This is a genomic window from uncultured Nitratireductor sp. (genome assembly GCF_913053745.1).
Classification (GTDB): Bacteria; Pseudomonadota; Alphaproteobacteria; order Rhizobiales; family Rhizobiaceae; genus Nitratireductor.
In genome coordinates, this window is sequence record NZ_CAJXGF010000075.1 from 1 (window position 1) to 21,790 (window position 21,790).

Here is a 21,790-nt window from a genome sequence, read left to right on the forward strand (position 1 = left end):
AAAAGGAGCGGGGGGGCGAGACATAGCCGCCGCCCATCATGCGTGCGGTGAACGCTGCCGGCCGAAGGGCCGGCCAGACGAGGACAGAAAAGGGAAAAGAGAGGAAAACGCGCAAGAAAAAAGGCCCCCAGAACGTTGCCATTCCGGAAGCCCCTTTCGATGTAGCAATCTGAAAGAATCACTTCCAAGGTTCAATGTCAAGCATCGGTGCGTTCCGGTGAGCGTCTTTTTCTTGCCTGAACCGAGGTAAGACAATGACGGACAGATTTGCAATCTCGCCATTCGGCGGGAAAGGGTTGGCGCGCGCCCAGTTCATGGTGAACGAGCAGGTGCGCCGCGCACGAAAAGCGCTCGATGCGGGGTCTGACAAGCCCGTGGCCTCAGCCGAAAACGCGGTAGACAAATGGCAATTGCTGCGTGCCGTGACTGAAGCGCGGCTGGCGCTCGGGCTTTCCGACAGGACGATCGTCGTGCTCGAGGCGCTGGCAAGTTTCAGCAGCGAACGCTTGCTCGATCCGAGTGGTGAGCTGGTCGTGTTCCCATCGAATGCGGAGCTTTCGATCCGTGCGCGGGGCATGGCGCCAGCAACGCTGCGCCGGCACCTGGCGGCTTTGGTGAAGGCGGGACTGATCCTGCGGCGCGACAGCGCCAATGGGAAGCGCTATGCCCGCCGGGGTGAGGAAGGGCGCATCGAAGAGGCTTTCGGCTTCGATTTGGCGCCTCTGGTCATGCGTGCGGCCGAAATCGAGACCCATGCGGCTGACGCACGTCGGCTGGCGCGGGCGCTGAGGGCGCTAAGAAGTGAGGTGACGATTCATTTGCGGGATATCGCGGCCATTGTCGAAGCGGCAGCGGGCGAGGGCAGGGCACGCCGTTTCACGACTTATGCAGAGCGCCTGGCAGCGCTTTCCGGCCGTCTCGGGCGCAACACCGATTGGGAGACGCTTAAAGCCCGGCGCGATGCGCTTGTGACGCTGCGAAACGATGTCGAAAAAGCTTATCTGGATGGGCTGGACGAAGATGCCCTGGATGCCCATGACGCAGCATTCATGGTAAATGAAGATATAAAAATGAGCGCCAATGAGTCTCAAACTGAGCGCCATATTCATAATTCAAACCCAGACTCCAATTTTGAACACAACATCGAGACCATTGAAGCGGAAGCGCTACCGACCGATCTTGAAACGAAATCGGCGGTTGGAAAGAACCGGGAGGCGGGTAAGAGAAGCATCAACGACCGCAATGCTGGACAAAAACGGGACCGGGAGAGAGAAAAAGACGCGCGAATGCCGGTCGTCGGGCTGGAAACCGTTACCTCGGCCTGTCCGCAAATGCGCGATTACGCGCCCGGCGGGCTCTCCGACTGGCGCGATCTGATGAAAGCGGCCGAAACCGTGCGCTCGATGCTGGGCGTTTCACCCGACGCATGGGCGCAGGCGCGTGCCGAGATGGGGGAAATCAACGCAGCCATCACCATCGCAGCCATGCTCGAACGCGCTGAAGCTATTCGTTCGCCTGGCGGTTACCTCAGGCGTCTCACAGAACGAGCAAATGGCGGTGCGTTCTCAGTCAAACCCATGTTGAATGCGCTGATCTCGGCCCGCCAGAAGGGTGTTTCCGCCCGAAGTTAGGAGTTTCTTTCCTTGAAGAGAACATATTTTGCGCATAGATTTCTATCTGGTTGATCAATGTGTGTTCAATCTGGTATCGAAACTTGGAGGTTTTGGGCGATGACAGCAGCAGAACTCGATTTCGCGGCAGCGCATTTTGCCGACGAACGTGCGCCATTTCTCTCCGCGAGACGCGTTTCGGAGCTGCTTGGCGTTACCATGGTTGAGCTTGCGCGTCTCATTGGCGTTGCCCGCAACACGCTAACGGCTAAATCCGGCCAGCGTAAGGTGGACCAGGCCTTGAGCCCTGTCGTGCGCATTCTGGCGATGGCGACCGAAATGGCGGGTAACGAGCACCGGGCGGTGATCTGGTTCAAGCATCAGCCAATACCGGGATGGGCGGGGAAAACCGCCTACGACCTTGTGGGGGAGGGGAAGGCAGAGAAGGTTCTCTCCTATCTCGAAGCGGTGCGTGCCGGCGTTTATGCCTGAGACATTGCATACCGAGATCCTTTGGCGGGCCTATGTGCCGCGCTGGGCTCATGCGCCGCTTTCAGGCGCGGGAGCATCGCGTTTCGGCGGTCGCTGGAATCCTCTTGGAGCGGAAACGATCTATGCGGCGCGGGAGCTATCCACGGCCTGGGCCGAGTATAATCAGGGATTTGTTCAGCATCCGGCGCTTATTGCGCAACTGACGCTCACCGATGCGCGGCTGGTCGACCTGGCAGACGAGCGCGTGATGCACGCCCATGGCGTTTCGCCGGACATTCATGAATGCGAATGGCGGGCCGAGATGGATGCCGGCCGCGTCCCCGAAACGCATCGACTGCGTGAAACCCTTATGGGGCAAGGTTTTCACGGGATTATCTTTCCCTCTTACATGTCGCCTGGCGGCAGCTGCGTTGCCTTGTGGCGCTGGAACGGCGAAGGGATGCCGGAGCTTTCCGTGACCGATCCCGAGCACAGATTGCCGAAGGATCCCGCATCCTGGCTGTGATCAGCGCGGCTGCGACCGGTAACCGCGGCGCTCCTTGCGCTTCCGCAACCGCTGGAGCGCGAGTTCGGCGGCGTTCGTCGTATCGTAAAGGTTGATCTTGAACTGCCCGCGTGTGCCGATGCGCCCCCACTGGCGTACGAGGGCCGCATCGCCGAACAAAGTGGGCTCTACAGAAAGCGTGTAATAGCGCGCCATGTTGCGGGTTGGGTCGACACGCCTCAGACAGCAGGATTGCGGATTGGAAACCATGGGACGACCGTGGCCCGGAATGCCAGGCATCGTCCAACGCATTTCATGAATCGATCAGCCGCGACCGATTCATGCCACTGATCGATCAAAGACCGCTGGCCTTGGTGAGATTGACGCGAAAGCGATCACGGCGGCGCTGATAGAGGCGGGTCATTTCTGCACTGGTATGACCAAGCTGTCTTTGCACGAAACGTTCATCGACTTCTGCAGAGGAGGCAAGCCCTGCGCGAAGTGAATGCCCGGCAAATTTTCGTTCCCGTTCACCCTCGGAAAGGTCGCCACGCACGCCCGCGGCCAAGGCGGTGCGCTTGACCAATCGCGCCACTTCCTGCGCGTTGAGCCGCTCGGCGCCAACTTGCTTGCCCTGTCCGGTGACACGACGGAACAATGGGCCATGGCCAATGCGGGCGAATTTGAGCCAGGTTTCCAGCGCGAGTACCGGGCAAGTGGCATCGGAGGATCCTCGGCCGACCTCAACGTCGCGCCAACCCGTCTTGCCACGCAGCGTAACGAGCAGACCCTTATCCAGAATCTCGATCCAGCCGCGGCCGTCCTCGGTCTGGTCGCGGCCGAAATCCAGGCCGACGATCTCGGAACGTCGCAGACCGCCGGCAAAACCGAGGAGCAGCATGGCCCGGTCGCGCAGGCCGCGCAGGGTGCCGCGATCAAGGGTCTCGAGCATGGCGATCAGATCTTCCGGCAGGATCGCTTCCTTTTGCCGGGGAGGGGAAGCATGCTTGTTGCGGATACCGGCCATGACCGTGGCGATATGACGATCTTTCCTGTCGAGCGGCTGTCCACGTTGCGCATAGTTCCAACTCAGCGAAGAAAGGCGGCGCTCGATCGTCGACACGGATTTTTTGCCGGCCGACGCCAGCGCGGTGATGTAGAGCCCCACCGTTTGTGGGTCGGGCGGCATGTGCGCGAACCCCTGTCGCCGGCACCAGCCGGTATAATGCTTCCAGTCGGAAGCGTAAGCGCGTCGTGTGTTCGCGGAACTGGAAGCCTCGACATAGCTCCGTGCCGTGTCGGCGAGGTCGCCAAGATGACCGGGTAAACGGTCCTGTGCGGGGACCGGAGGGCAGGGAGGCTCGTCCTGATGTTTCTCCTGGTCGTCCATTTGCATGACCAGTTCGACGATGTCTGGCAGGTCATCTGTTGTGTCCAGCGGGGAAGGTTTGGCAAGCTCGGAACGCGGCGATTTCGACATGCGTAAACGCTTTCTTTGGTCGAGCCGAGTATCCGTAGACGCGCGTTTCGGGATTCTCGTCGATGAGAAGGACCACTCGGCATGCGTCACACAAAACGAGCGATAATGCAAGATTATCGTTCGTTTTTATGATAAGACAGGTGCGGCGCTTTTTGATGGATATAGCTCTGTAAAGCGCCGCGCGGCGATGGCGCCTTGATATGAAAAGGCCGCCCAACTCGTCTACGGTATCGCGGTTTTAGACCTGCCCGTACGCACCATCGGCAGGCGATCGGGGCCGCGCGAAGCATGTCGTCGTGACGATGTGCATTTGGGCGGGATGGGCGCGGCTGGCGTTTTCGAGGCTTTGTGAGGTTACCGGCATCTCGCTCGATTTCAGACGTTAAGGCACGATCGGGGCGAGCTGGGCGTCTCGGAATGGCATAGTCTCGATCAGGGCCGGTTCGTTCTGGACGACTGCATCGGGAGTAAAGCCGGGGAATGGAACTACGGAAGAAATGCACAGTGGAGATAGAGAGCAGCCGGAAACACGCGCTTGTCGCAGACCGGCTGGTCATATTGTTTGGCGGCAATAAAATCGGCAACTCTTGATCGAAGCAGGTTTCAGCGCGCCGGAGGACATCGTGATCGTTTTTGCTGATCAAGAGACGCCGAGCGTCTTGTATGCTCTATCCGACAAAGTGAAAGCACCCAGGACTTCACTCGTCCGATGAACGCATGTATGCCGATGTGGCGTCAAACTGACCGGATCCCGTTCGCCATTGGCCATTGAATTTCGCCACGCAGTCGCGCAATGGGTCGCCGAGCCGAGCCGTTTCGTCGATCAGTCGCGCGCGCATGGTGTTCAATTGCTTCGAAGCCGAGGCATCCGTCGCCTTGTTCGACATCTCATGTGGATCGTCGAGAAGGTTATAGAGCTCGTCGTAGTCCCCGGGCGTGAATATCAGTTTCCAGCCGTCGTTTCCGATCAGCGCGCGCTGAGAGTAAAGAAAGCGCAGGCCGTGATATTCGACGAGGAGATGGTCTCTGCCCGCCTCGTCTTCTCCTCCAAGAATGCGGCTGAGATCCATGCCGTGTCGCTCTTCGTAGGGGATGTCCAGAAGCGAGAGCACCGTGGTCATGATGTCCATGTTCGAGGCGAGGGCATCTCTCGACCCGGCGGGAAGATCAGGATGCCGGAAAAGGAGGGGAATGCGAATGGCTTCCTCGTAGAGAAGTCCCTTGTCGATCAGGCCGCCATGGGCGCCCGTCATGTCACCGTGATCCGACGTGAAGATGACAAGCGTGGAGCTGGCAAGTCCCGTTTGATCCAGCCATTCCAGCAGGCGGCCGATCTCGGCGTCCAACATGGCCATGTGATCGCAGTAAAGTCCAATATACTCTACGATTTCCGCATCCGATCGTGGGTGGAGGCGATAAAAGTCATCGCGCTCGCGCATGACGCGCCGAGGCTTGCCCGAAAGATCGTCGACGAAATTTTGCCACGGGCGGAGTTTTTGACGATCGGTTAGGCCATAGAATTCGTCGGCTACAAGATGCGGGGCATGCGGATCCCAGTATTGCAAGGTTGCGAAGAACGGCGTGTCCGACCTTGCGAATTCTTCGAGTAGTTCGATCGTGTAGTTCGTCAGATAGTGGGAAGGCGTCGAGGCGACGGATCCACGCCAGCGCCCGGCCGCCATGGTCTGCCGCTCGGGATTGAAGAACAGGGTCGGTTCAATCTTGTAGTCGAGTCCGTTCTTCCGGAGATAGGATAGGAAACCGTCAGACAAGGTCACATTGCCGTAACCGGAGAGATCCATTCCTTCAAACCCGAAGCTGCCCGGTCCCAGGGTTGTGCCTACATGCCATTTCCCGACGAAGCCGCAACGGTAGCCTGCGGCGGCGAGCTTGTGGTGCAACAAGCGCTCCGGCATCGGCAGTTCGCTTGCCAGACTGTGATACATATCGCAGTTCGTGCCCATGCCGTGCCTGAAGGCATAGTCGCCCGTAAACATAGAGGCACGTGCCGGCGAGCAGAGCGGACAGGAAGCGTAGGCACGTTCGAAGCAGATGGATTCACGATAGAGACGATCCAGATTTGGCGTGAGAGCGGGAGCGGTTTTCTTCGGTCCTGCTATATCAAACCGCATTTGGTCGACGCCGATGAGAAGAACGTTTTTAATCATTGGTAGAGACCTGGAAGCCAAGTGACGATGCCGGGAAAGACGGTGATCAGGAAGAGCACCCCGAACAGGGCAATCATAAACGGAACGCTTTCACGGAAAATGTCGCCGATCGGAATACGGGCGAGCCCGCCAGCAATGAAGACCAGTATACCCATGGGCGGGGTGATCATGGAGATCATCATATTCAGGATGATCATGACCCCGAAATGGAGGAGGTCGACACCCGCCGCCTGAAGAGCTGGAAGAAGTGCCGGGATCACTACATACATCATCGGGGCTTTGGTTAGGAACAATCCCATCAGGATGAAGGCCAGATTGATGACCAGGAGAAGCTGCAACCGGCTCAATTCAAGTGCAAGGATGAGGTCGGTAATGGCGACCGTCACCTTTTCCACGGTAAAGACGTAATTGAGGGCAAGTCCGCCACCGATCAAAAGAAAGACCATTCCCGACTGTTTCGCGCTTTCCAGGAGCGCTTCGTAGAGAGCAGCCCAGGAGGAAGCACGATAAAGGAAGATTGAAAGCAGAATGGCGTAGGCGCCGGCCGCCGCCGCTGCCTCCGTCGGCGTGAACGCGCCAGAATATATACCTCCGAGCAGGATGACCGGCATCAGGAGCGGACCCGTCGCCCGGATGGTGGCGATGAGAAGGTCGCGCCCCACCACGCGAGGTTCTGTAGGGAAACCGCGGCGGCGCGCCTGCCAAGCCACCAGAATCATCATTGTACCGCCCATCAGAAGCCCTGGAAGGACGCCGCCCAGAAACAGTGCGCCGACGGAAACCGAAGAGAAAAAGGCGTAGACCAACATCGGGATCGAAGGCGGGATGATGGGACCAATGCAGGAGGACGCCACCGTTACGGCGGCCGCATATGCGGGCGGGTACCGGTCGTTGTTGCGCATCATTCGAATCAGGACTTGCCCGATGCCAGAAATATCGGACGTGGCATCGCCGCTCATACCCGAAAATATCACCGACGAGACGACATTAACCTGAGCCAGACCGCCGGGCCGGTGACCCACCAGCGCCATGCAGAATTTCAGGAGCCGGTCCGATATGCCGCCGTAATCCATAACCTTGGCGGTGAAGATGAAAAGAGGAATGGCAATGACGATCGTGTTTTCCAGCGATGCGAAAATCACCCGCTCGGCCATCAGGCTCATATCGATGCCGGCGGCGAGCGAATAGACGAGCACAGTGGAGATCAGGACGAAGCCGATCGGCAAGCCTACCACCATCTGGAAAACGAAATAGCCCGCGGTCCAGAAGACAGGATTGGAAAGCATGTCAGACCTCGTCTCGCCAGCCGGAGCGCCAAAGGCGGAGGATCGTCCATGCCGCTCGTGCCGCATAGGCGACCAGGAAAAAGATCATCAGCACAAACAGGTGGCCAAGGTTAAAACGTAGGGCAAAGGTCCGTTCCTCGTACATCCATTCGAGCACCCGTACGGTGTCGGGGATGGACCAGAGCGTGAAGATAAGGAACATGCCGAGCGAGACGGTAAGGATTACGCGCTTTGCGGCGGCGGGAAACAGTTCGTAGATGAGATCGAGCCTGACGTGATCGCGAAAACCCATCTGTGTCGCCGATGTCCAGAGGCTCAGCACCACGAACAGGATACCGGCGACCTCCAGTGTCCAGACCAGTGGGTCGCGCAGCACATAACGCGTGAAGACTTGAGCAACGTAATTCAAGAAAAGCGCCGCGAAGAGTACCACCGACAGAATCTCGGCAGCCTGGCGAAGTCTTTTTGTCAGCCCGTGTTTGCGCGACGGGTGACCGCGAGAGTTTACAGCATTCTCATCAACCGCCATTGCATTTGCTCCTTGGAGGCGTTTCGGATCGGTTCGATCCGAAACGCCCATGGTTGCCGTTCAGAAGTGGCAGTGGAGAGGATGCTCAGTCCATGTTGCACTCGGCCGGGATGTCCATCCCGGCGATTGTGTCGAACATGCCAGGCTTCCAGCCCTTTGCGAGATCGCTGCCTTTGAAGCTCTCAAGCATCGCTGCACGGAAGGCGTCGATATCGGGATCGGTAAAGACGATGCCTTCTTCCTCCATCGTTTTCCGTAGAGACGCCTCCTGCATCGCAACGTTCTTCGAATAGTTGTCCGCTGCCCGGCGCGCGCCATCACGAACCACCTGTTTCTGGTCCTCCGACAGTTTTTCCCAGTTGCGCTTGGAGAAAGCGGGCATCTGTATCAGCACCTTGTGATTGGTATTGACGATTTGCTCGGTTACCTCATGAAACTTGTTGGAGTAGATGAGTGTGAGCGGGTTTTCTTGGGCATCAACCGTGCCCGTCTGGAGCGCCAGATAAAGCTCCTTGAACGGTATCGGCGTGGGGCTGGCACCCAGTGCTTCGCCCATCAGGATGTTTGCCGGAGACGGGACCACGCGAAGTGTCATCCCCGACAGGTCCGCTGGCGTCTTAACATCCTTCTGCTCTCGCAGATTGAGCGTGCGGGTGCCTTGATATGCGGCTTCCAGCAGGACAATTCCCATCGCCTCATCCACCTCATCCACCATCTCGGGCCAGAGGTCGCTCTGCTGGAAAGCGCAGATATGGTCGGGGCCCGTCAGCAGGTAAGGCGTGGCCAGGATGTCCCAGGCCGGGATTTTCTCCGCAATCCATGTCGGTGACATGTAGGCGGCGTCGATGGTGCCGCGTGCCAATGCTTGTGCCTGCTTTCCCTGTTCGACCAGGGAAGCGCTGTCGAAGACGTCGACTTCAAGATCTGAATTCTCTTCGATGTAGGCCTCCCAATCCTTCATCGCGACCGTGTCGGGATCGCTGGGTGATCCGACCGTCGAAAACTTCAGCGTTTGGGCGTTGGCGGCACCGGCCAACGCCAAGAGCAGCGCAGACGCCGCCAGTCTTATTGCCAAGCGTTCCATTCCATTTCCTCCCTTGGATGTTGCGGCGATACCGCAGCGTGGCATTGACGAACGCTACATAGCATCATAGCATCCTGTCAACATAGCATGCCACTTTTGGTGAACCGCAAAGCCGTCTCAAGCAACAGGACATGAACTGAATGACCGATTTTTCGGGCTATTATGCCGCCCTTCTGACACCCTTCTCCCCCGATGGGTCGGCCATTCGCGACGACGTTCTGGCGCGCCTTGTGCGGCGCAATGTCGATGCGGGCCTCACTGGGCTTTACGTCGGTGGAAGTACAGGCGAAGCCTTTCTGATGTGCGTTGAGGAGCGGATACGTTTAATGGCCGTCGCCTCCGAAGCCGCAGGACGGGCGTGTGTTTTGATCGCCCATATCGGCGATCTCAATCCTGCCGTTTCGCTGCAATTGGCCAAGCAGGCACAAAACCTCGGCTACGATGCCGTATCGGCAGTTCCACCCTTCTATTACGGTTACAGCTTCGCCGAGCTGAAGGCACATTACGCCGAATTGGCACAGGCTACGGCGCTTCCGTTCGTGATCTACAATTTCCCGGCGCTGACAGGCGTTCGCTTGTCTTCGGTCCAACTCGCCGAACTTCTTGAACTGCCGGGGATCGTGGGAATCAAGAATACCTGCGGCGATCATTACGCGTTGGAGCAACTCCGGCGCCTGAGCCCTGATCGCGTTATTCTCAACGGTTTCGACGAGACGCTTCTCGCTGGGATGAGCCTTGGAACGGATGGCGGGATCGGTTCGACCTATAACGTTCAAGCCGACAAGGTTCTGAAATTGGCCGCATCGTTCGCGGAGGGTGATGTCGAGGAGGCGCGACGCATTCAGGCCGCGATGAACGGCTTCATCGATGTCATCACCCATCATGGCGTTCTGCCCTCGTTGAAGTTCGTGCTTGGGCTACAGGGACTCGAGATGGGCGATTGCCGTCCCCCCTTCCTGCCGCTCAGTTCCGGGGCCAAGGCCAGCCTTGAACAGGCAGTGGACAAGTATCTGGATCTGCAGGATATCTCGGTCGCGAGATCAACTGACGGAGAATAGCGATGGATACGAGCCTCGATCGCGTGCGGCTCAGCGAACAGATTCAGGAATCGATACTTTCATCGATCCGATCTGGAGAGTTTCCTGCCGGCTCGAAACTGCCCTCGGAGCGGATGCTGATGGAGATGTTTGACGTTGGACGCCCTTCGGTGAAGGAAGCCTTGCTGATGCTCGAACGCAAGGGTTTCGTCCGCCTCAAGCGCGGTGTGGCTCCGGTGGTGATTTCGCCGACGCCCGAGGATGCGATGGACGCGATTGGCGATATGGTTGCCGCCATGCTTTCGGACGAGACGCATCGTGCTGAATTCTACGATCTGCGCATCATTTTGGAAACGGCGGCAGCCATGGAGGCCGCCAGACAGCAGGATCCCGATGACATCGCCTCACTTGAAGAGGCGCTTGGCGCATGCAAGGCCAGCAGGGGGGAAGCGGAAGCGTTCCGCGATGCCGACCGTGCGTTTCACCGATGCCTGATGGCCGTATCGGGCAATTCGGTGGCCAATGCATTTCACGGCGCTCTGATCGAATGGGGGCTGTTCAATCCCGAAAGTGGTCCCAGGCTGGATCAAATCCACGAACGTGTCATCAGTCAGCACGCCGGTATTGTGAGCGCAGTGCGCAATGGCGAACCGCTCGAAGCCGCCGACGCCCTGCGCCATCACCTGATGACGCGCCGGGACGCCGTTGCCGGAGAACCCGCGACACATGCATGAGATCGAAGGCGTTTGGGCGACAATCCTGCTCGATGTCGCGGATGACGGGCAAGTGGACGCCGATTTCATCGACCGGCAAATTTCCATTCTGGCTGAGGCCGGCGTCGACGGAATCTATAGCAATGGAACCGCAAGCGAGTTTCATTGCCAGACCGACGCCCAATTCGAACTCATTTCACATCGGACCGCAATTTGCGCGCGTGCGGCCGGATTACGCTTTCAGATTGGCGCGTCCCATCCCCTGCCACAAGCGAGCCTCGAACGTGTCCGTTTCGCCGCTTCGTATCGACCCCAAGCCATCCAGGTGATCCTGCCTGATTGGACTGCGATCGATACCGCTACGGCCATCCGCTTTCTTCAAGGTTGCGCCGAAGTTTCCGAAGGTGTCCCGCTTGTCCTGTACAACCCGCCGCATGCAAAGACGGTGTTGTCACCAGCTCAACTTGAATATGTCACCGCAGCCGTGCCTGCGGTTGTCGGAGTGAAGTGCGGAGGCGGAGACGGCACCTGGTATCAGGAAATGGCATCGGTCCTGGAACGCTTGTCGGTGTTCATACCGGGTCACCGGTATGCGAGCGGCGTGATTGCCGGCGCACATGGATCCTATTCAAACATGACATGTCTCAATCCTTTCGCTGCCGTACAATGGGCACGTCAAGTGGAAAGAGACCCAGATGCCGCCGTCGCGCTTGAGCAACGGATTGCGGCGTTCATGAACGAGGCCATCGCTCCGATTATCAGCGCTGGTTTTCCGGGTTTCGCCTGCGACAAGGCGATGGCTGCGGCGGGCGGTTGGGCACGATCGTCCCCAAGGCTTCTCTGGCCATATACAAGCGTGAGCGATGGACTCGTCGCCGGTATAGTTTCGGCCGTCGAGCGACATATTCCCGAGTTTTCCCGCAAAGGCCGCTCACTGTGATCGATCGTCCCAATGTTCTGTTCATCATTTCCGATCAACAGCGACCAGACACAATGGGTTGGCGGGGGCAAACTCCCTGCCGCACACCCAGTATGGATCGCCTCGCGGCAGAGGGAATCAGCTTCGACAGGGCTATGACACCTTGTCCGCTCTGTCTGCCGGCGCGTGCGGCTACTTTTACTGGACTCTATCCGCACGAAAACCAGATGCTTGATAACAAGACCAGCGCGCTTCGAGAGTGCCAATTGCTCGAGACGTTCCGCGAAGGCGGATACGAGGTCAACTACGCAGGCAAATGGCATCTTGGACATGATAATATCGATCTGTTCACGGATCGAAATGCCGGTGACAGCACCAAAGCCTATACCGAATGGTGTCTGGCGCAGGGTTTGAAGGACGGTTGGACTTTCAACGATCCGAGAGTTCGGACGCACCGCAAACCCTCCATGTCCACTCCGCTTGCGCTCGAGCAGGACCTTCCGGTCGATAAAACCAACGATGCGTATATTGCCGATATCGCTATCGGGCACTTGCAAACTCGGGATCGGTCGAGGCCGTTTTTCCAAGTATGCTCATTCAATGGCCCGCATCCGCCCTTTGTCGTCCCGGAGCCTTACTTCTCCATGTACGATCCGATGGCTGCCACGTGCCCGGCGAATTTCGGACCACAGCCGGGCGAGCCGGATGCCAACAAGACAAGCTATTACCGGCAGCTCTTTCTCGACCACGGCGAGGATTTCGACAGTTGGCGCAAGAGCTATGCGGTCTACTGGGGGTTCACGACCTTAATCGACGACCAGATGGGGCGCCTGCTGCGGGAACTCGAAGCGCAGGATATCCTCGACGATACGATCGTGCTGTTTATGTCCGACCATGGGGAAAATCTGGGAGCACACGGACTTTGGCACAAGATGGTGGCTTACGAGGAATCCATCCGCGTGCCACTTGTCATGCGGCTTCCGGCCGTCATCCGTGGCGGTCAACGTTCGTGTGCACCGGTCACGCAGTTGGATATAGCGCCGACGCTTGCCGGGCTTTGCGGTTTGCCAGGTCGACCCGAATGGCGCGGAATCGACTTGTCCAAATTGCTGGCAGGCGAGGACACGATACTTGAAGATCGGCCGCTTTTCGGTCTGCATAAACCGCTGGGCGAGTGGATGCAGGCGGTGCCCTGGCGCATGGTTACGCACCGGAACTTCAAGTATGTGTGGAACCGCGGTGATCGTGACGAACTCTTCGACCTAAACGCGGATCCTTTCGAAACGACGAATGGTATCGACGACCCTGGTCTGGATGATGTGCTGGGCAGGCTTCAAAGGATGCTGGAGGATTTCATGCGCGAAACAGACGATCCTTATCTGGCGGAGTTCAAGGCCGAGATCGAGTCATCATACGACAGTTGACAGATCGACACCCAGACAATGGTCAAGCCGGGCGGCTCTTCGTATTTGGCGCGGGTTGTGCTGGCGCGTTGAGGGCGGGGGCGATGAGCGACCGCCCGGACCAAGAACGCCAAACAGATAGGCAATCAACCTGCTCGCCCTGCCGCTCTCAGGTTTCTAACTTCGTCATAGCGCTTGCTAGCGCTTTACGAAGGCGTTCAGGGCTGCCGCCATGCCGTCGTTCAACATATGGGTGAGCGGCTTTTCGACCGCGAGTCTCCATTCGGGAGATCGCTCAAGTTCCGCTGGAAACAGGCCTGGGAGTCGATGGAACGCTTGCAACAGTGCGGTTGCTTCACGTGGAGATCCCGCCAAGGCCTTCCCGAGTTCCTCCTCGCGCGGATCGCGAAGTGCGTATTTTTCCCCGCTATCGGTTTCGCCAAGGGTATAGCGTATCCATGCAGCCGTCGCGAAACCGAAGGAATCGATCGGCAGGCCGCGGTTCAGCGCCGCCATGGCCGGAGCGAAGATGCGCTGCGGCAGTTTTTCCGTTCCGTCCATGGCGATCTGATAGGTCTGGTGTTCGATGGCCGGATTGCGGAAGCGCGCCCGAAGCGCTTCAGCGTACTCCCCGAGATCGATCCCTTCGAGATCTGGCATCACGCTCATGGCGGCATCAAGGTGTCTCGCAACGAGTACGGCCAAAGCGTCGTCGGCCATCACATCGCGCACATACTTTCGGCCGGATAAAAATCCCGCATAAGCAAGCGCGGAATGGGTGCCGTTAAGCATGGTCAGCTTCATGCGCTCGTAAGCCGATACGTCGGAAACGAAGAGCGCCCCACCGGCCTCCCAACGCGGACGACCATTGCAGAAATTATCTTCGATCACCCACTGTATAAACGGTTCGGTTTCGATGGCAGCGAGATCGCGGCAGCCGATCGCCTGTTCGGCGTAGGCAAACGTGGCCTCTGTCGGGGCAGGTGTGATCCGGTCGACCATGCAGGATGGAAATGCGACCTCCGCTTCGATGAAATCGCCAAGCGCCCGGTCGCGCTCGCGCGCGAAACCGATCACGCCACCCCTCACGAGTGCACCATTGTGCGGAAGATTGTCGCAACTGAGTACCGTAAACGGAGCGACACCGGAGGATCGGCGGCGGCGAAGCGCCTCCGTCAGAAGGCCGAGGACCCCGGTCGGGCGCTCCGGATCGTTTCGGTCGGCGGCCACGGCCGGGTGCTTCCAGTCGGGTCCGGCTGCCGGTCGATCGATTCCATACCCTTTTTCCGTAACGGTCAGTGTGACGACGCGGATCGCCGGGTCGCAAAGCGCTTCCAGCGTTGCAGCCGCATCCACGGCGATGACGTCGGCGAGCGCACCGATGACTCGTGTCTGCGATCCGGCTTCGCTTCGTTCGGTCAGCGTATACAGGCCGTCTTGCGGGTTTAACGCGTTCGCGCCAGAGCGGCTGCGCAGACTGATACCACGAATGCGCCAATCGCCACCGTCGGCCTCTATCGCCTCCTCCGTCATCACGGCTTGATGGGCGCGGTGGAAAGCGCCGGTGCCGATATGGACAATGCCAACGCCAATTGCGGATCGATCGTAACGTGGCAGTCTGACGGAACCGGTCACGTCTTCAAGCGATCCGAGCCTCCTCGTTGCATTCGTCACTGTTTTGCCTCTTCCACTTCCGCCGGATGGTTGAGTGCCGCGATGATGCCACGCAACTCGGCCAGCCCTTTCAGCCTTCCGATCGCCGGATAACCGGGCTGCGCACCGCGCATGTGATCGTCCAGGATCTCATGGCCGTGATCGGGACGAAAGGGAATGGAGATATCGGCGCGGCCAATGTACTTGCGCCGCTTTTCTTCACGAAGCACCGCCGCAATCACCGCGACCATGTCCGTTTCACCGCCGAGATGCTCGGCCTCGTGAAAGCTGCCGCGGATGTCGCCGCTTTCGCGGCGCGTATTGCGCAAGTGCAGAAAATGAATGCGCTCACCGAGCCTCTCGATCATGCCGGGCAGATCGTTACCGGGTCGTGCATCGAGCGAGCCGGTGCACAGTGTGATGCCGTTGGCGCGCAGCTCCACCGCATTCATCACTTTCCGGTAGTGCTCCTCGGTCGACATGATGCGCGGAAGGCCGAGCAGCGGGAAGGGCGGATCGTCCGGATGACAGCAAAGTCGCATGTCGAGTTCATCGGCGAGAGGTGTCACTTCCGCCAAAAAGTCAATCATGTGGTCGCGCAGCCGGTCCTCATCGATCGCGGCGTAGCGGGCCAGATGGTCGCGGACGTCGGCCATCGAGAAGCTTTCGGCCGCACCGGGCAATCCGCAAACGATGTTGTCTCTAAGCGCGCTTCGCGCATCGTCGCTCATCTTGGCATAACGGCGCTCCGCCTCTGCGACGACGTTATCCGGAAAATCCTCTCGCGACCCGGGGCGTTCGAGTATGAACAGATCGAAGGCAGCGAAATCGAAGAAGTCGAAGCGCATGCATTTCGCGCCATTCGGCAAGCGATAGGCCAGGTCGGTCCGCGTCCAGTCCAGCACCGGCATGAAATTGTAGCAGACCGTTTCGATGCCGGCTGTTTTCAGGTGGCGCAGCGATTGCTTCCAGGCATCGAGATGCGACCGCCAATCGCCACTTTGACGTTTGATGTCCTCCGAGACAGGCAGGCTTTCCACGATTTCCCAGGAAAGGCCCGATGGCGAGCCGCCCCGCATGACCGCGATTTCACGCTGCCGTTTGGCGATCTCGTCGGGCTGCCAGACCGTTCCGGTCGGCACATGGTGCAGGGCCGAGACAACACCTTCCACGCCGGCCTGTAGGACGTCGTCGATCGCCACCTGATCCTTCGGACCGAACCAACGCCAAGTCTGCCGCATCACTCACTCCTCATGCGCGCCACTTCAATGTCCAACGACATAGCAGCGAAATTTGCTGTTGACTAGTATGGTAGTATGCTGCAACGTCACTTACGGGAGGAGAATACAAGTGCGCCAGGGCTCAAAATTCATTTCGATCCAGGCTGGGGAGAGAACGCAGGCGGTCGGCCCGCGGCTCTACAGGCTATTGCGCGAGCGGATCGTGAGGGGCGAGCTCGTGCCTGGAACGCGCCTTTCGGAAGTGGATGTTGCAGCCGCCTATCAAGTGAGCCGGCAGCCCGTGCGCGAGGCCTTCATCAAGCTTTCCGAGGAGGCACTGGTCGAGATTCGCCCGCAGCGCGGCACCTATGTTTCGCAAATCAACGTTTCCGCAGTGATGTCGGCTCGTTTCGTACGCGAAGCTGTGGAAGCAGACATCGTTCGCCTGCACGCGCTGCGCAAGGATCCTGCTTTGGTGCGGCTGTTGCGCGAACTGATCGGCGAACAGACGAAGGTGGCGGAAGCCGACGATTCTCATGCTTTCATGCGTCTCGACGAGGAATTTCATCGTGCCATGGCGAGCGCATCCGGTCACGGTCCGAGCTGGGACATTCTCCAGCCGCTCAAGACCCAGATGGATCGCGTGCGCTACCTGAGCGCGCGACAACTGCCTCTCCGCCAGCTCCTCGCGCAGCACGTCGCCATCGTGGACGCCGTGGAAGGCGGTGATTCCGCGGGTGCAGACAGTGCAATGCGGACGCATCTGCGCCAGATTCTGGATGACCTTCCGGCCGTGATCAGCGCGGTGCCCGACTACTTCGATCAGCAGGAGGCGATTGAGGATGCGAAGGAGAGGTTCTCGTGACGAGACTTTCCGATAACGCACGCCTCGCAGCTGCGGACTTCGCGACCGTTTTCGTGCCTGCCTGGTATCAGCATGGGCGCGATCCGCGGGGCGGTGTCGCCGAAGCCCTGGACACCTCGGATCGATCGGTTTTGGACGCCGCCAAGACCACGCTGACCCAGTCGCGTACGGTGTTTACGTTGGCCCATCTGCATCTTGCGACGGGTAACACTTCGCTGCTGCGAGCGGCCCGCGAAGTGCATGCGTTTCTCGATGCCAGTCTGCGCGACACCGACGGTGGCTATCGCTTTTCCGAGGGCGCGGGCGAGAATTGCCGTCTCAGGCGCGCTTACGATCAGTCCTTTGCGTTACTGGCGCTCGTGACGCTTCGTCGGGCGGATCCACAGGCGGTTCCACGCTCGCGGATCGAGGATCTCTGGGCCTTTATCGAGACAGTTCTTGTCGAACCGCGTACCGGTGGCCTGTGGGAAGACGACCGGATGGCGGAGGAGGGGCCCGCAGAAGGCGCCGTGCGGAGTCAGAACCCTCACATGCACATGCTGGAGGCATTGCTTCAGGCCTATGAAATGTCCGGTGAGCGCATCTGGCTCGAGCGGGCGCTGCCTCTTCTCCAGATCGCTCGCGATTGGCTGATCGATCCTGCGACGGGCGCCGTGCGGGAATTCGTGGGGCCGCAACTGCAACCCCTGGAAAGCAGGGATGGCGTGCGACGCGAGCCTGGACACCAGTATGAATGGGCGTGGCTTCTGCATCGCTATTGCGATCTTTCCGGCGATGGCGCGTGGCGTTCCGCAGCCGGCCGGATGGTTGCATTCGCCGAAAGGCATGGCCGGCGCCCTGAAGGCCCAATGGCCGGTGCGGTTTTCGATGGGGTAGACAGCGATGGTCGGCCCATAGAGGACACGCATCTTCTCTGGCCGCTCACGGAAGCCGGGAAATTTTATGCCGCACTGTCCGTCCAAACATCGGATCGGGCCGCCGCCGCCAAGGCGTGCGCGATCGCAAACATCGTCTTCGACCGCTATTTCCCGGCCGCCGACAGCGGCCGCCTGCATTGGGTAAATCGTCTCGACAGGGCAGGGCGTGTGATCTGGCCGGAAGCCCTAAGCCGACTGCTCTACCACGTCGCGCTTTTCGTCACCGAAGGCGCGCGCGCCGGTCTTTGGCCGGTAGCCTCTTCGCCGCACGGCGAGCGGCTCATTCTTGCACACCAGGAGGAGAAAACATGAATACCATCACGAAAAGTCTGCTGTTCGGCGCGGCCTTGTCCATCGCGGCCGGTGCCGCTTCGGCACAGGAATACACGCTCAACCTGTCCACCTCGCAGGTTGCACAAGATCCGCTGGTTATTGCCATGCAGGGTGCGAAGGAGAAGATCGAGGAACGCACGGACGGTGCGGTCGAGGTCACCATCTATCCGAGTTCGCAACTCGGCGAGGACAATGACGTCCTCGAGCAGATCCGAAACGGCGCGCCGATTGCCGTTCTGGTCGATGCGGGACGTCTGGCGCCCTTCTATCCCGAACTTGGTATTCTCGCTGCGCCCTATCTTGTCGACGATTACACGCAATACGCCGAGATTACGGAATCGCCCGTTTATCAGGAATGGGTCGATGAACTTGCCAAAAGCTCCGGCATTCGGTTGTTGAACTACAACTGGTTCCAGGGAACGCGCCAGATGATCACCCAGAACGAGGTCGCTGAACCGGCGGATCTCCAGGGTGTTCGTGTGCGCACTATCGACGCGCCGAGCTGGATCGCCACCGTCAACGCCATGGGAGCGACGGCGGTCCCGATGGCATGGTCGGAAGTTTACTCGGCAATGCAGCTCGGCGCCATCGACGGCGCGGAAGCGCAACTCACCGGGGCCTACGGCATCAAGCTGCAGGAAGTCGCCACCAACATCGCCCTGACCAACCATATACAACTCTTCACCGGCCTTGCGACCTCGCAGGCATGGTGGGAGTCGCTGCCGGATGACATTCGCGGGATCATCGAAGAGGAACTGAAAGCAGCCGGTATGGAGGCGACCAAGATGACGGTGGCCAAGCTGGAAGAGGTCAAGGCAGAGATGGAAGAAGCCGGTGTGGTCTTCAACGAGGTCGACATCGCCCCTTTCCGCGAAGCGACCGTTGGCGTCTATGAGGACGTCGGACTTGTGGAAGCTCGCGAGGCTCTGAAGCCCTACCTGCCATCGAACTAATTGGGCACAGGTGCCGGGCCGCGGCAAATCCGCCGCGGCTCGCACGTTTCGCCTCTCCCAACAGAAAGAAATGGATTTCGTTTCCATGGCTCTCTTCTGGAAGGTCTACGACCGTATCGAGCTGACGATTGCCGTCCTCGCTCTGGTGGCGATGGTGCTGACGGTTTTCGTCGCCGCGACCGGGCGCACCGTGGGTGTTCCGGTTGGCTCGGCGTCCACCTTTGCGCAGCTCTTCCTCATCTGGACCTGCATGCTTGGCGGCGACCTGACGCTGAAGCATGGTCAGCATATCCGCGTATCGGCGTTGCCGGACGTTGTCAGTCCCGGCCTCCGAAAGTCCATGGCCGCCTTCAACGTCCTGCTCATTCTCGCTTTCCTTGGCTTCGTCGCCTGGCATGGCTGGGAACTCGTCGTCAGCAACTGGGCACGCACGCTCGGTGCCTCGGGACTGTCCTACGGTCTCGTGACGCTTGCGCTTCCCGTGGGCGCCGTACTTTTCGCCATCACACTGGTCCGCCGTCTGTTCGTTCTCGGGCTCGAGCATGTCTATGAAGCGCCTGCTGTAAAGCCGGAGTCGGTTCTTTGATCTCCACGCTCATTCTCGCCGGCGCTTTCGCGCTTATCATTCTCGGTATGCCTGTGGCCTTCGCCATCGGCATTGCCGGCGCGAGCTATTTCCTGATCCCGTCCGTATTCCTGCCGGATGCGACCGCCGTGCAACGCATCGTCGCTTCAAGTCAGTCCTTTCCGCTTCTCGCGGTGCCGCTCTTCATCCTACTCGGCAACATGATGAACACGGCCGGCATTACGCAACGGCTGGTCGGACTGGCAACAGTCGTTGCCGGGTGGATGCGAGGAGGCCTCGCGCAGTCGACGCTGATACTGAGTGCGCTGATGGGCGGTATTTCCGGTTCGGCGGTTGCCGACGCCGCCATGCAGTCACGCATTCTGGGCCTGCCGATGACGAACCAGGGTTACGGCCGCGGGTTCACCGCAGCGATCCTTTCGATTGGCGGACTTATCACCGCAACTCTTCCGCCGAGCCTTGGCCTCATTCTTTACGGATATCTCGGCGAAGTGTCGATCGGCCGGCTCTTCATCGCGGGTGTCGTTCCCGGTGTCCTTCTGACCATCATCCTGATGTTCACCACATGGTTCATTGCCATTCGTCGCGGCTATGAGCCGGTTAATGACCGCGCGCCGACGGTGGTTGAGGTGGCAAGAGAATTCAAGCACAGCATCTGGGCGGTGCTCTTTCCCGTGTGGCTTCTCGTCGGCATTCGGTTCGGCTTCTTCACGCCTTCCGAAGCTGGCGCTTTCGCCGTTGCCTATGCGCTTGTCGTCGGTTTCCTTTTGCACAGAGAGATGACTCTTGCCAGCCTGCTCGATGCATTGATCAAGAGCGTCGGCGACATCGGCATGATCATGGTGATCATTCTGTTTTCAGGCACATTCGGTTACGTCATCACTTTCGAACGCGTGCCGCAATCGATTGCCGAAGTCGCACTTGTCGCCGTTTCCAATCCGACGGTTCTGCTCTTTGCCATCGGCGGCCTGCTTCTGGTGCTTGGGATGCTGGTGGAAGCGACCGTTCTCGTCATGCTGCTGACGCCGATCCTGGTGCCGGTCATCACCGCCGCCGGTGTCGATCCGGTCCATTTCGGGCTGGTCATGATGACTCTCGTCACGTTCGGGGGCATGACGCCGCCCTTCGGTGTCTCCATGTTCACCGTTTGCGGCATCCTCAATTCTTCCTACAAGGATTATTCGCTCGAGCTTATTCCTTATGTGGTGGCGGTGTTGGCTCTGGTCTCGATCATGATCACCTTCCCCCAAACCGTGATGTTTCTACCGGACTGGTTAATGTAATGCCTCTTCATCCCGACCGTCTCTTTCCCGCCGATCCCACGACGCGGGACATCGCACAGCGGCTTTATGAGACGGTGGCAGAGCTGCCGATCGTCTCGCCACACGGCCACACCGAACCGCGCTGGTGGGGGGCGAACGAGCCTTTTCCGGACCCGGCAAGCCTGATCGTGACGCCGGACCATTACGTTACCCGCATGCTGATCAGCCAAGGCGTCCCCTTCGAGGCGCTCGGGATTGGCCAGAACGGAGAGACGGATCCACGCGCAATATGGCGAACCTTCGCCTCGAACTTCCATCTCTTCCGAGCGACACCGTCGCGAATGTGGATCGAACACTCCCTCGAAACGGTTTTCGGCATCGCCGAAAGGCCGACGGCGGAAAATGCCGATGACATATATGAGACGATTGCGTCGCAGCTTTCCACGGATGCGTGCCGGCCGCGCGCGCTTTACGAACGCTTCGGCATTGCGGTTATCGCAACGACGGACAGCCCGCTTGACGATCTGCGTTGGCACGAGGAACTGCGACGGTCGGACTGGCATGGCCATGTCGTGCCGACGTATCGCCCAGATTCCGTTACCGATCCCGACCTGCCGGATTTTCGCGACAATCTCGACCAGCTTGCCTGGATTTCGGGCATCGCAACGGACAGTTGGGAAGGCTATCTCGATGCGCACAGAGCACGCCGCAAGATCTTCCGCGAGCTCGGCGCGACCGCGACGGACCACGGGCATGCGACACCACGAACGGCCGACCTTCCGCGAAGCGAGGCGGC

The 21,790-nt window shown here is 59.4% G+C and carries 21 protein-coding genes; 13 read left to right on the forward strand and 8 right to left on the reverse strand.

The features are described 5' to 3' along the window. Window positions 1-254 precede the first annotated feature (254 nt). The 3 genes from repC (at window position 255) to QZ638_RS13285 (ending at window position 2,607) form a co-directional block, all read left to right on the forward strand. Window positions 255-1,631, forward strand: coding sequence for a plasmid replication protein RepC (repC, locus tag QZ638_RS13275; RefSeq protein WP_295811205.1), 1,377 nt, complete (start codon window positions 255-257; stop codon window positions 1,629-1,631). A gap of 99 nt (window positions 1,632-1,730) precedes the next feature. Further along, window positions 1,731-2,102 carry an antitoxin Xre/MbcA/ParS toxin-binding domain-containing protein gene (locus QZ638_RS13280; RefSeq protein ID WP_295811207.1) on the forward strand — a complete coding sequence of 124 codons (372 nt, stop codon included), beginning with the start codon at window positions 1,731-1,733 and terminating at the stop codon, window positions 2,100-2,102. Next, window positions 2,095-2,607, forward strand: coding sequence for an RES domain-containing protein (locus tag QZ638_RS13285; RefSeq protein ID WP_295811211.1), 513 nt, complete (start codon window positions 2,095-2,097; stop codon window positions 2,605-2,607). The genes QZ638_RS13280 and QZ638_RS13285 overlap by 8 nt, the downstream gene beginning before the upstream one ends. Here QZ638_RS13285 and QZ638_RS13290 read toward each other — a convergent pair whose 3' ends face one another. From QZ638_RS13290 to dctP, 6 genes are all read right to left on the reverse strand, one after another. Next, window positions 2,608-2,886: a WGR domain-containing protein gene (locus QZ638_RS13290; protein WP_295811214.1), complete on the reverse strand. Its 279-nt coding sequence runs from the start codon at window positions 2,884-2,886 to the stop codon at window positions 2,608-2,610. Between the two features lie 55 nt (window positions 2,887-2,941). Next, window positions 2,942-4,066: a site-specific integrase gene (locus QZ638_RS13295; RefSeq protein WP_295811217.1), complete on the reverse strand. Its 1,125-nt coding sequence runs from the start codon at window positions 4,064-4,066 to the stop codon at window positions 2,942-2,944. 698 nt (window positions 4,067-4,764) lie between these two features. Next, entirely contained in the window at window positions 4,765-6,234 is a 1,470-nt protein-coding gene (locus QZ638_RS13300; RefSeq protein WP_295811220.1) for a sulfatase-like hydrolase/transferase, read from the reverse strand. Then, entirely contained in the window at window positions 6,231-7,520 is a 1,290-nt protein-coding gene (locus tag QZ638_RS13305; protein WP_295811222.1) for a TRAP transporter large permease, read from the reverse strand. The genes QZ638_RS13300 and QZ638_RS13305 overlap by 4 nt, the downstream gene beginning before the upstream one ends. 1 nt (window position 7,521) lies before the next feature. Next, window positions 7,522-8,049, reverse strand: a complete 528-nt coding sequence (locus tag QZ638_RS13310; protein ID WP_295811224.1) for a TRAP transporter small permease subunit — start codon at window positions 8,047-8,049, stop codon at window positions 7,522-7,524. Window positions 8,050-8,134: 85 nt separating this feature from the next. Then, entirely contained in the window at window positions 8,135-9,133 is a 999-nt protein-coding gene (gene dctP, locus QZ638_RS13315; protein WP_295811226.1) for a TRAP transporter substrate-binding protein DctP, read from the reverse strand. Window positions 9,134-9,273: 140 nt separating this feature from the next. Here dctP and QZ638_RS13320 point away from each other — a divergent pair, with 140 nt between their 5' ends. Genes QZ638_RS13320 through QZ638_RS13335 form a run of 4 tightly spaced genes read left to right on the forward strand, consistent with a single transcriptional unit; the run spans window position 9,274 to window position 13,226 of the window. Beyond that, window positions 9,274-10,191, forward strand: coding sequence for an N-acetylneuraminate lyase (locus QZ638_RS13320; RefSeq protein ID WP_295811228.1), 918 nt, complete (start codon window positions 9,274-9,276; stop codon window positions 10,189-10,191). Between the two features lie 2 nt (window positions 10,192-10,193). Further along, window positions 10,194-10,904, forward strand: a complete 711-nt coding sequence (locus tag QZ638_RS13325; protein WP_295811231.1) for an FCD domain-containing protein — start codon at window positions 10,194-10,196, stop codon at window positions 10,902-10,904. After that, window positions 10,897-11,823 carry a dihydrodipicolinate synthase family protein gene (locus QZ638_RS13330; protein WP_295811233.1) on the forward strand — a complete coding sequence of 309 codons (927 nt, stop codon included), beginning with the start codon at window positions 10,897-10,899 and terminating at the stop codon, window positions 11,821-11,823. Before QZ638_RS13325 ends, QZ638_RS13330 begins: the two co-directional genes overlap by 8 nt. Next, window positions 11,820-13,226 carry a sulfatase-like hydrolase/transferase gene (locus QZ638_RS13335; RefSeq protein ID WP_295811235.1) on the forward strand — a complete coding sequence of 469 codons (1,407 nt, stop codon included), beginning with the start codon at window positions 11,820-11,822 and terminating at the stop codon, window positions 13,224-13,226. Before QZ638_RS13330 ends, QZ638_RS13335 begins: the two co-directional genes overlap by 4 nt. A gap of 177 nt (window positions 13,227-13,403) precedes the next feature. Here QZ638_RS13335 and QZ638_RS13340 read toward each other — a convergent pair whose 3' ends face one another. Both QZ638_RS13340 and uxuA read right to left on the reverse strand, forming a co-directional pair. After that, the gene (locus tag QZ638_RS13340; RefSeq protein ID WP_295811238.1) at window positions 13,404-14,879 is read right to left on the reverse strand and encodes a mannitol dehydrogenase family protein; all 1,476 of its coding nucleotides are present in this window, start codon (window positions 14,877-14,879) and stop codon (window positions 13,404-13,406) included. Continuing rightward, window positions 14,876-16,099, reverse strand: a complete 1,224-nt coding sequence (gene uxuA / locus QZ638_RS13345; RefSeq protein ID WP_295811242.1) for a mannonate dehydratase — start codon at window positions 16,097-16,099, stop codon at window positions 14,876-14,878. Before uxuA ends, QZ638_RS13340 begins: the two co-directional genes overlap by 4 nt. A gap of 109 nt (window positions 16,100-16,208) precedes the next feature. Between uxuA and QZ638_RS13350 the strand changes: the two genes are divergently transcribed. From QZ638_RS13350 to QZ638_RS13375, 6 genes are all read left to right on the forward strand, one after another. Then, complete coding sequence (locus tag QZ638_RS13350) at window positions 16,209-16,943, forward strand: GntR family transcriptional regulator (protein WP_295811243.1); 735 nt, start codon at window positions 16,209-16,211, stop codon at window positions 16,941-16,943. Further along, window positions 16,940-18,172, forward strand: a complete 1,233-nt coding sequence (locus QZ638_RS13355) for an AGE family epimerase/isomerase (RefSeq protein ID WP_295811248.1) — start codon at window positions 16,940-16,942, stop codon at window positions 18,170-18,172. Before QZ638_RS13350 ends, QZ638_RS13355 begins: the two co-directional genes overlap by 4 nt. After that, complete coding sequence (locus QZ638_RS13360; RefSeq protein WP_295811250.1) at window positions 18,169-19,146, forward strand: C4-dicarboxylate TRAP transporter substrate-binding protein; 978 nt, start codon at window positions 18,169-18,171, stop codon at window positions 19,144-19,146. The genes QZ638_RS13355 and QZ638_RS13360 overlap by 4 nt, the downstream gene beginning before the upstream one ends. Before the next feature lie 70 nt (window positions 19,147-19,216). Next, complete coding sequence (locus QZ638_RS13365) at window positions 19,217-19,732, forward strand: TRAP transporter small permease (protein WP_295811253.1); 516 nt, start codon at window positions 19,217-19,219, stop codon at window positions 19,730-19,732. Beyond that, a complete protein-coding gene (locus tag QZ638_RS13370; protein WP_295811255.1) occupies window positions 19,729-21,015 on the forward strand; it encodes a TRAP transporter large permease subunit in 1,287 nt (428 codons plus the stop codon). Before QZ638_RS13365 ends, QZ638_RS13370 begins: the two co-directional genes overlap by 4 nt. Beyond that, window positions 21,015-21,790: glucuronate isomerase (locus QZ638_RS13375; protein WP_295811258.1), on the forward strand; the 776-nt coding region annotated here is incomplete at its 3' end. The genes QZ638_RS13370 and QZ638_RS13375, both read left to right, overlap by 1 nt.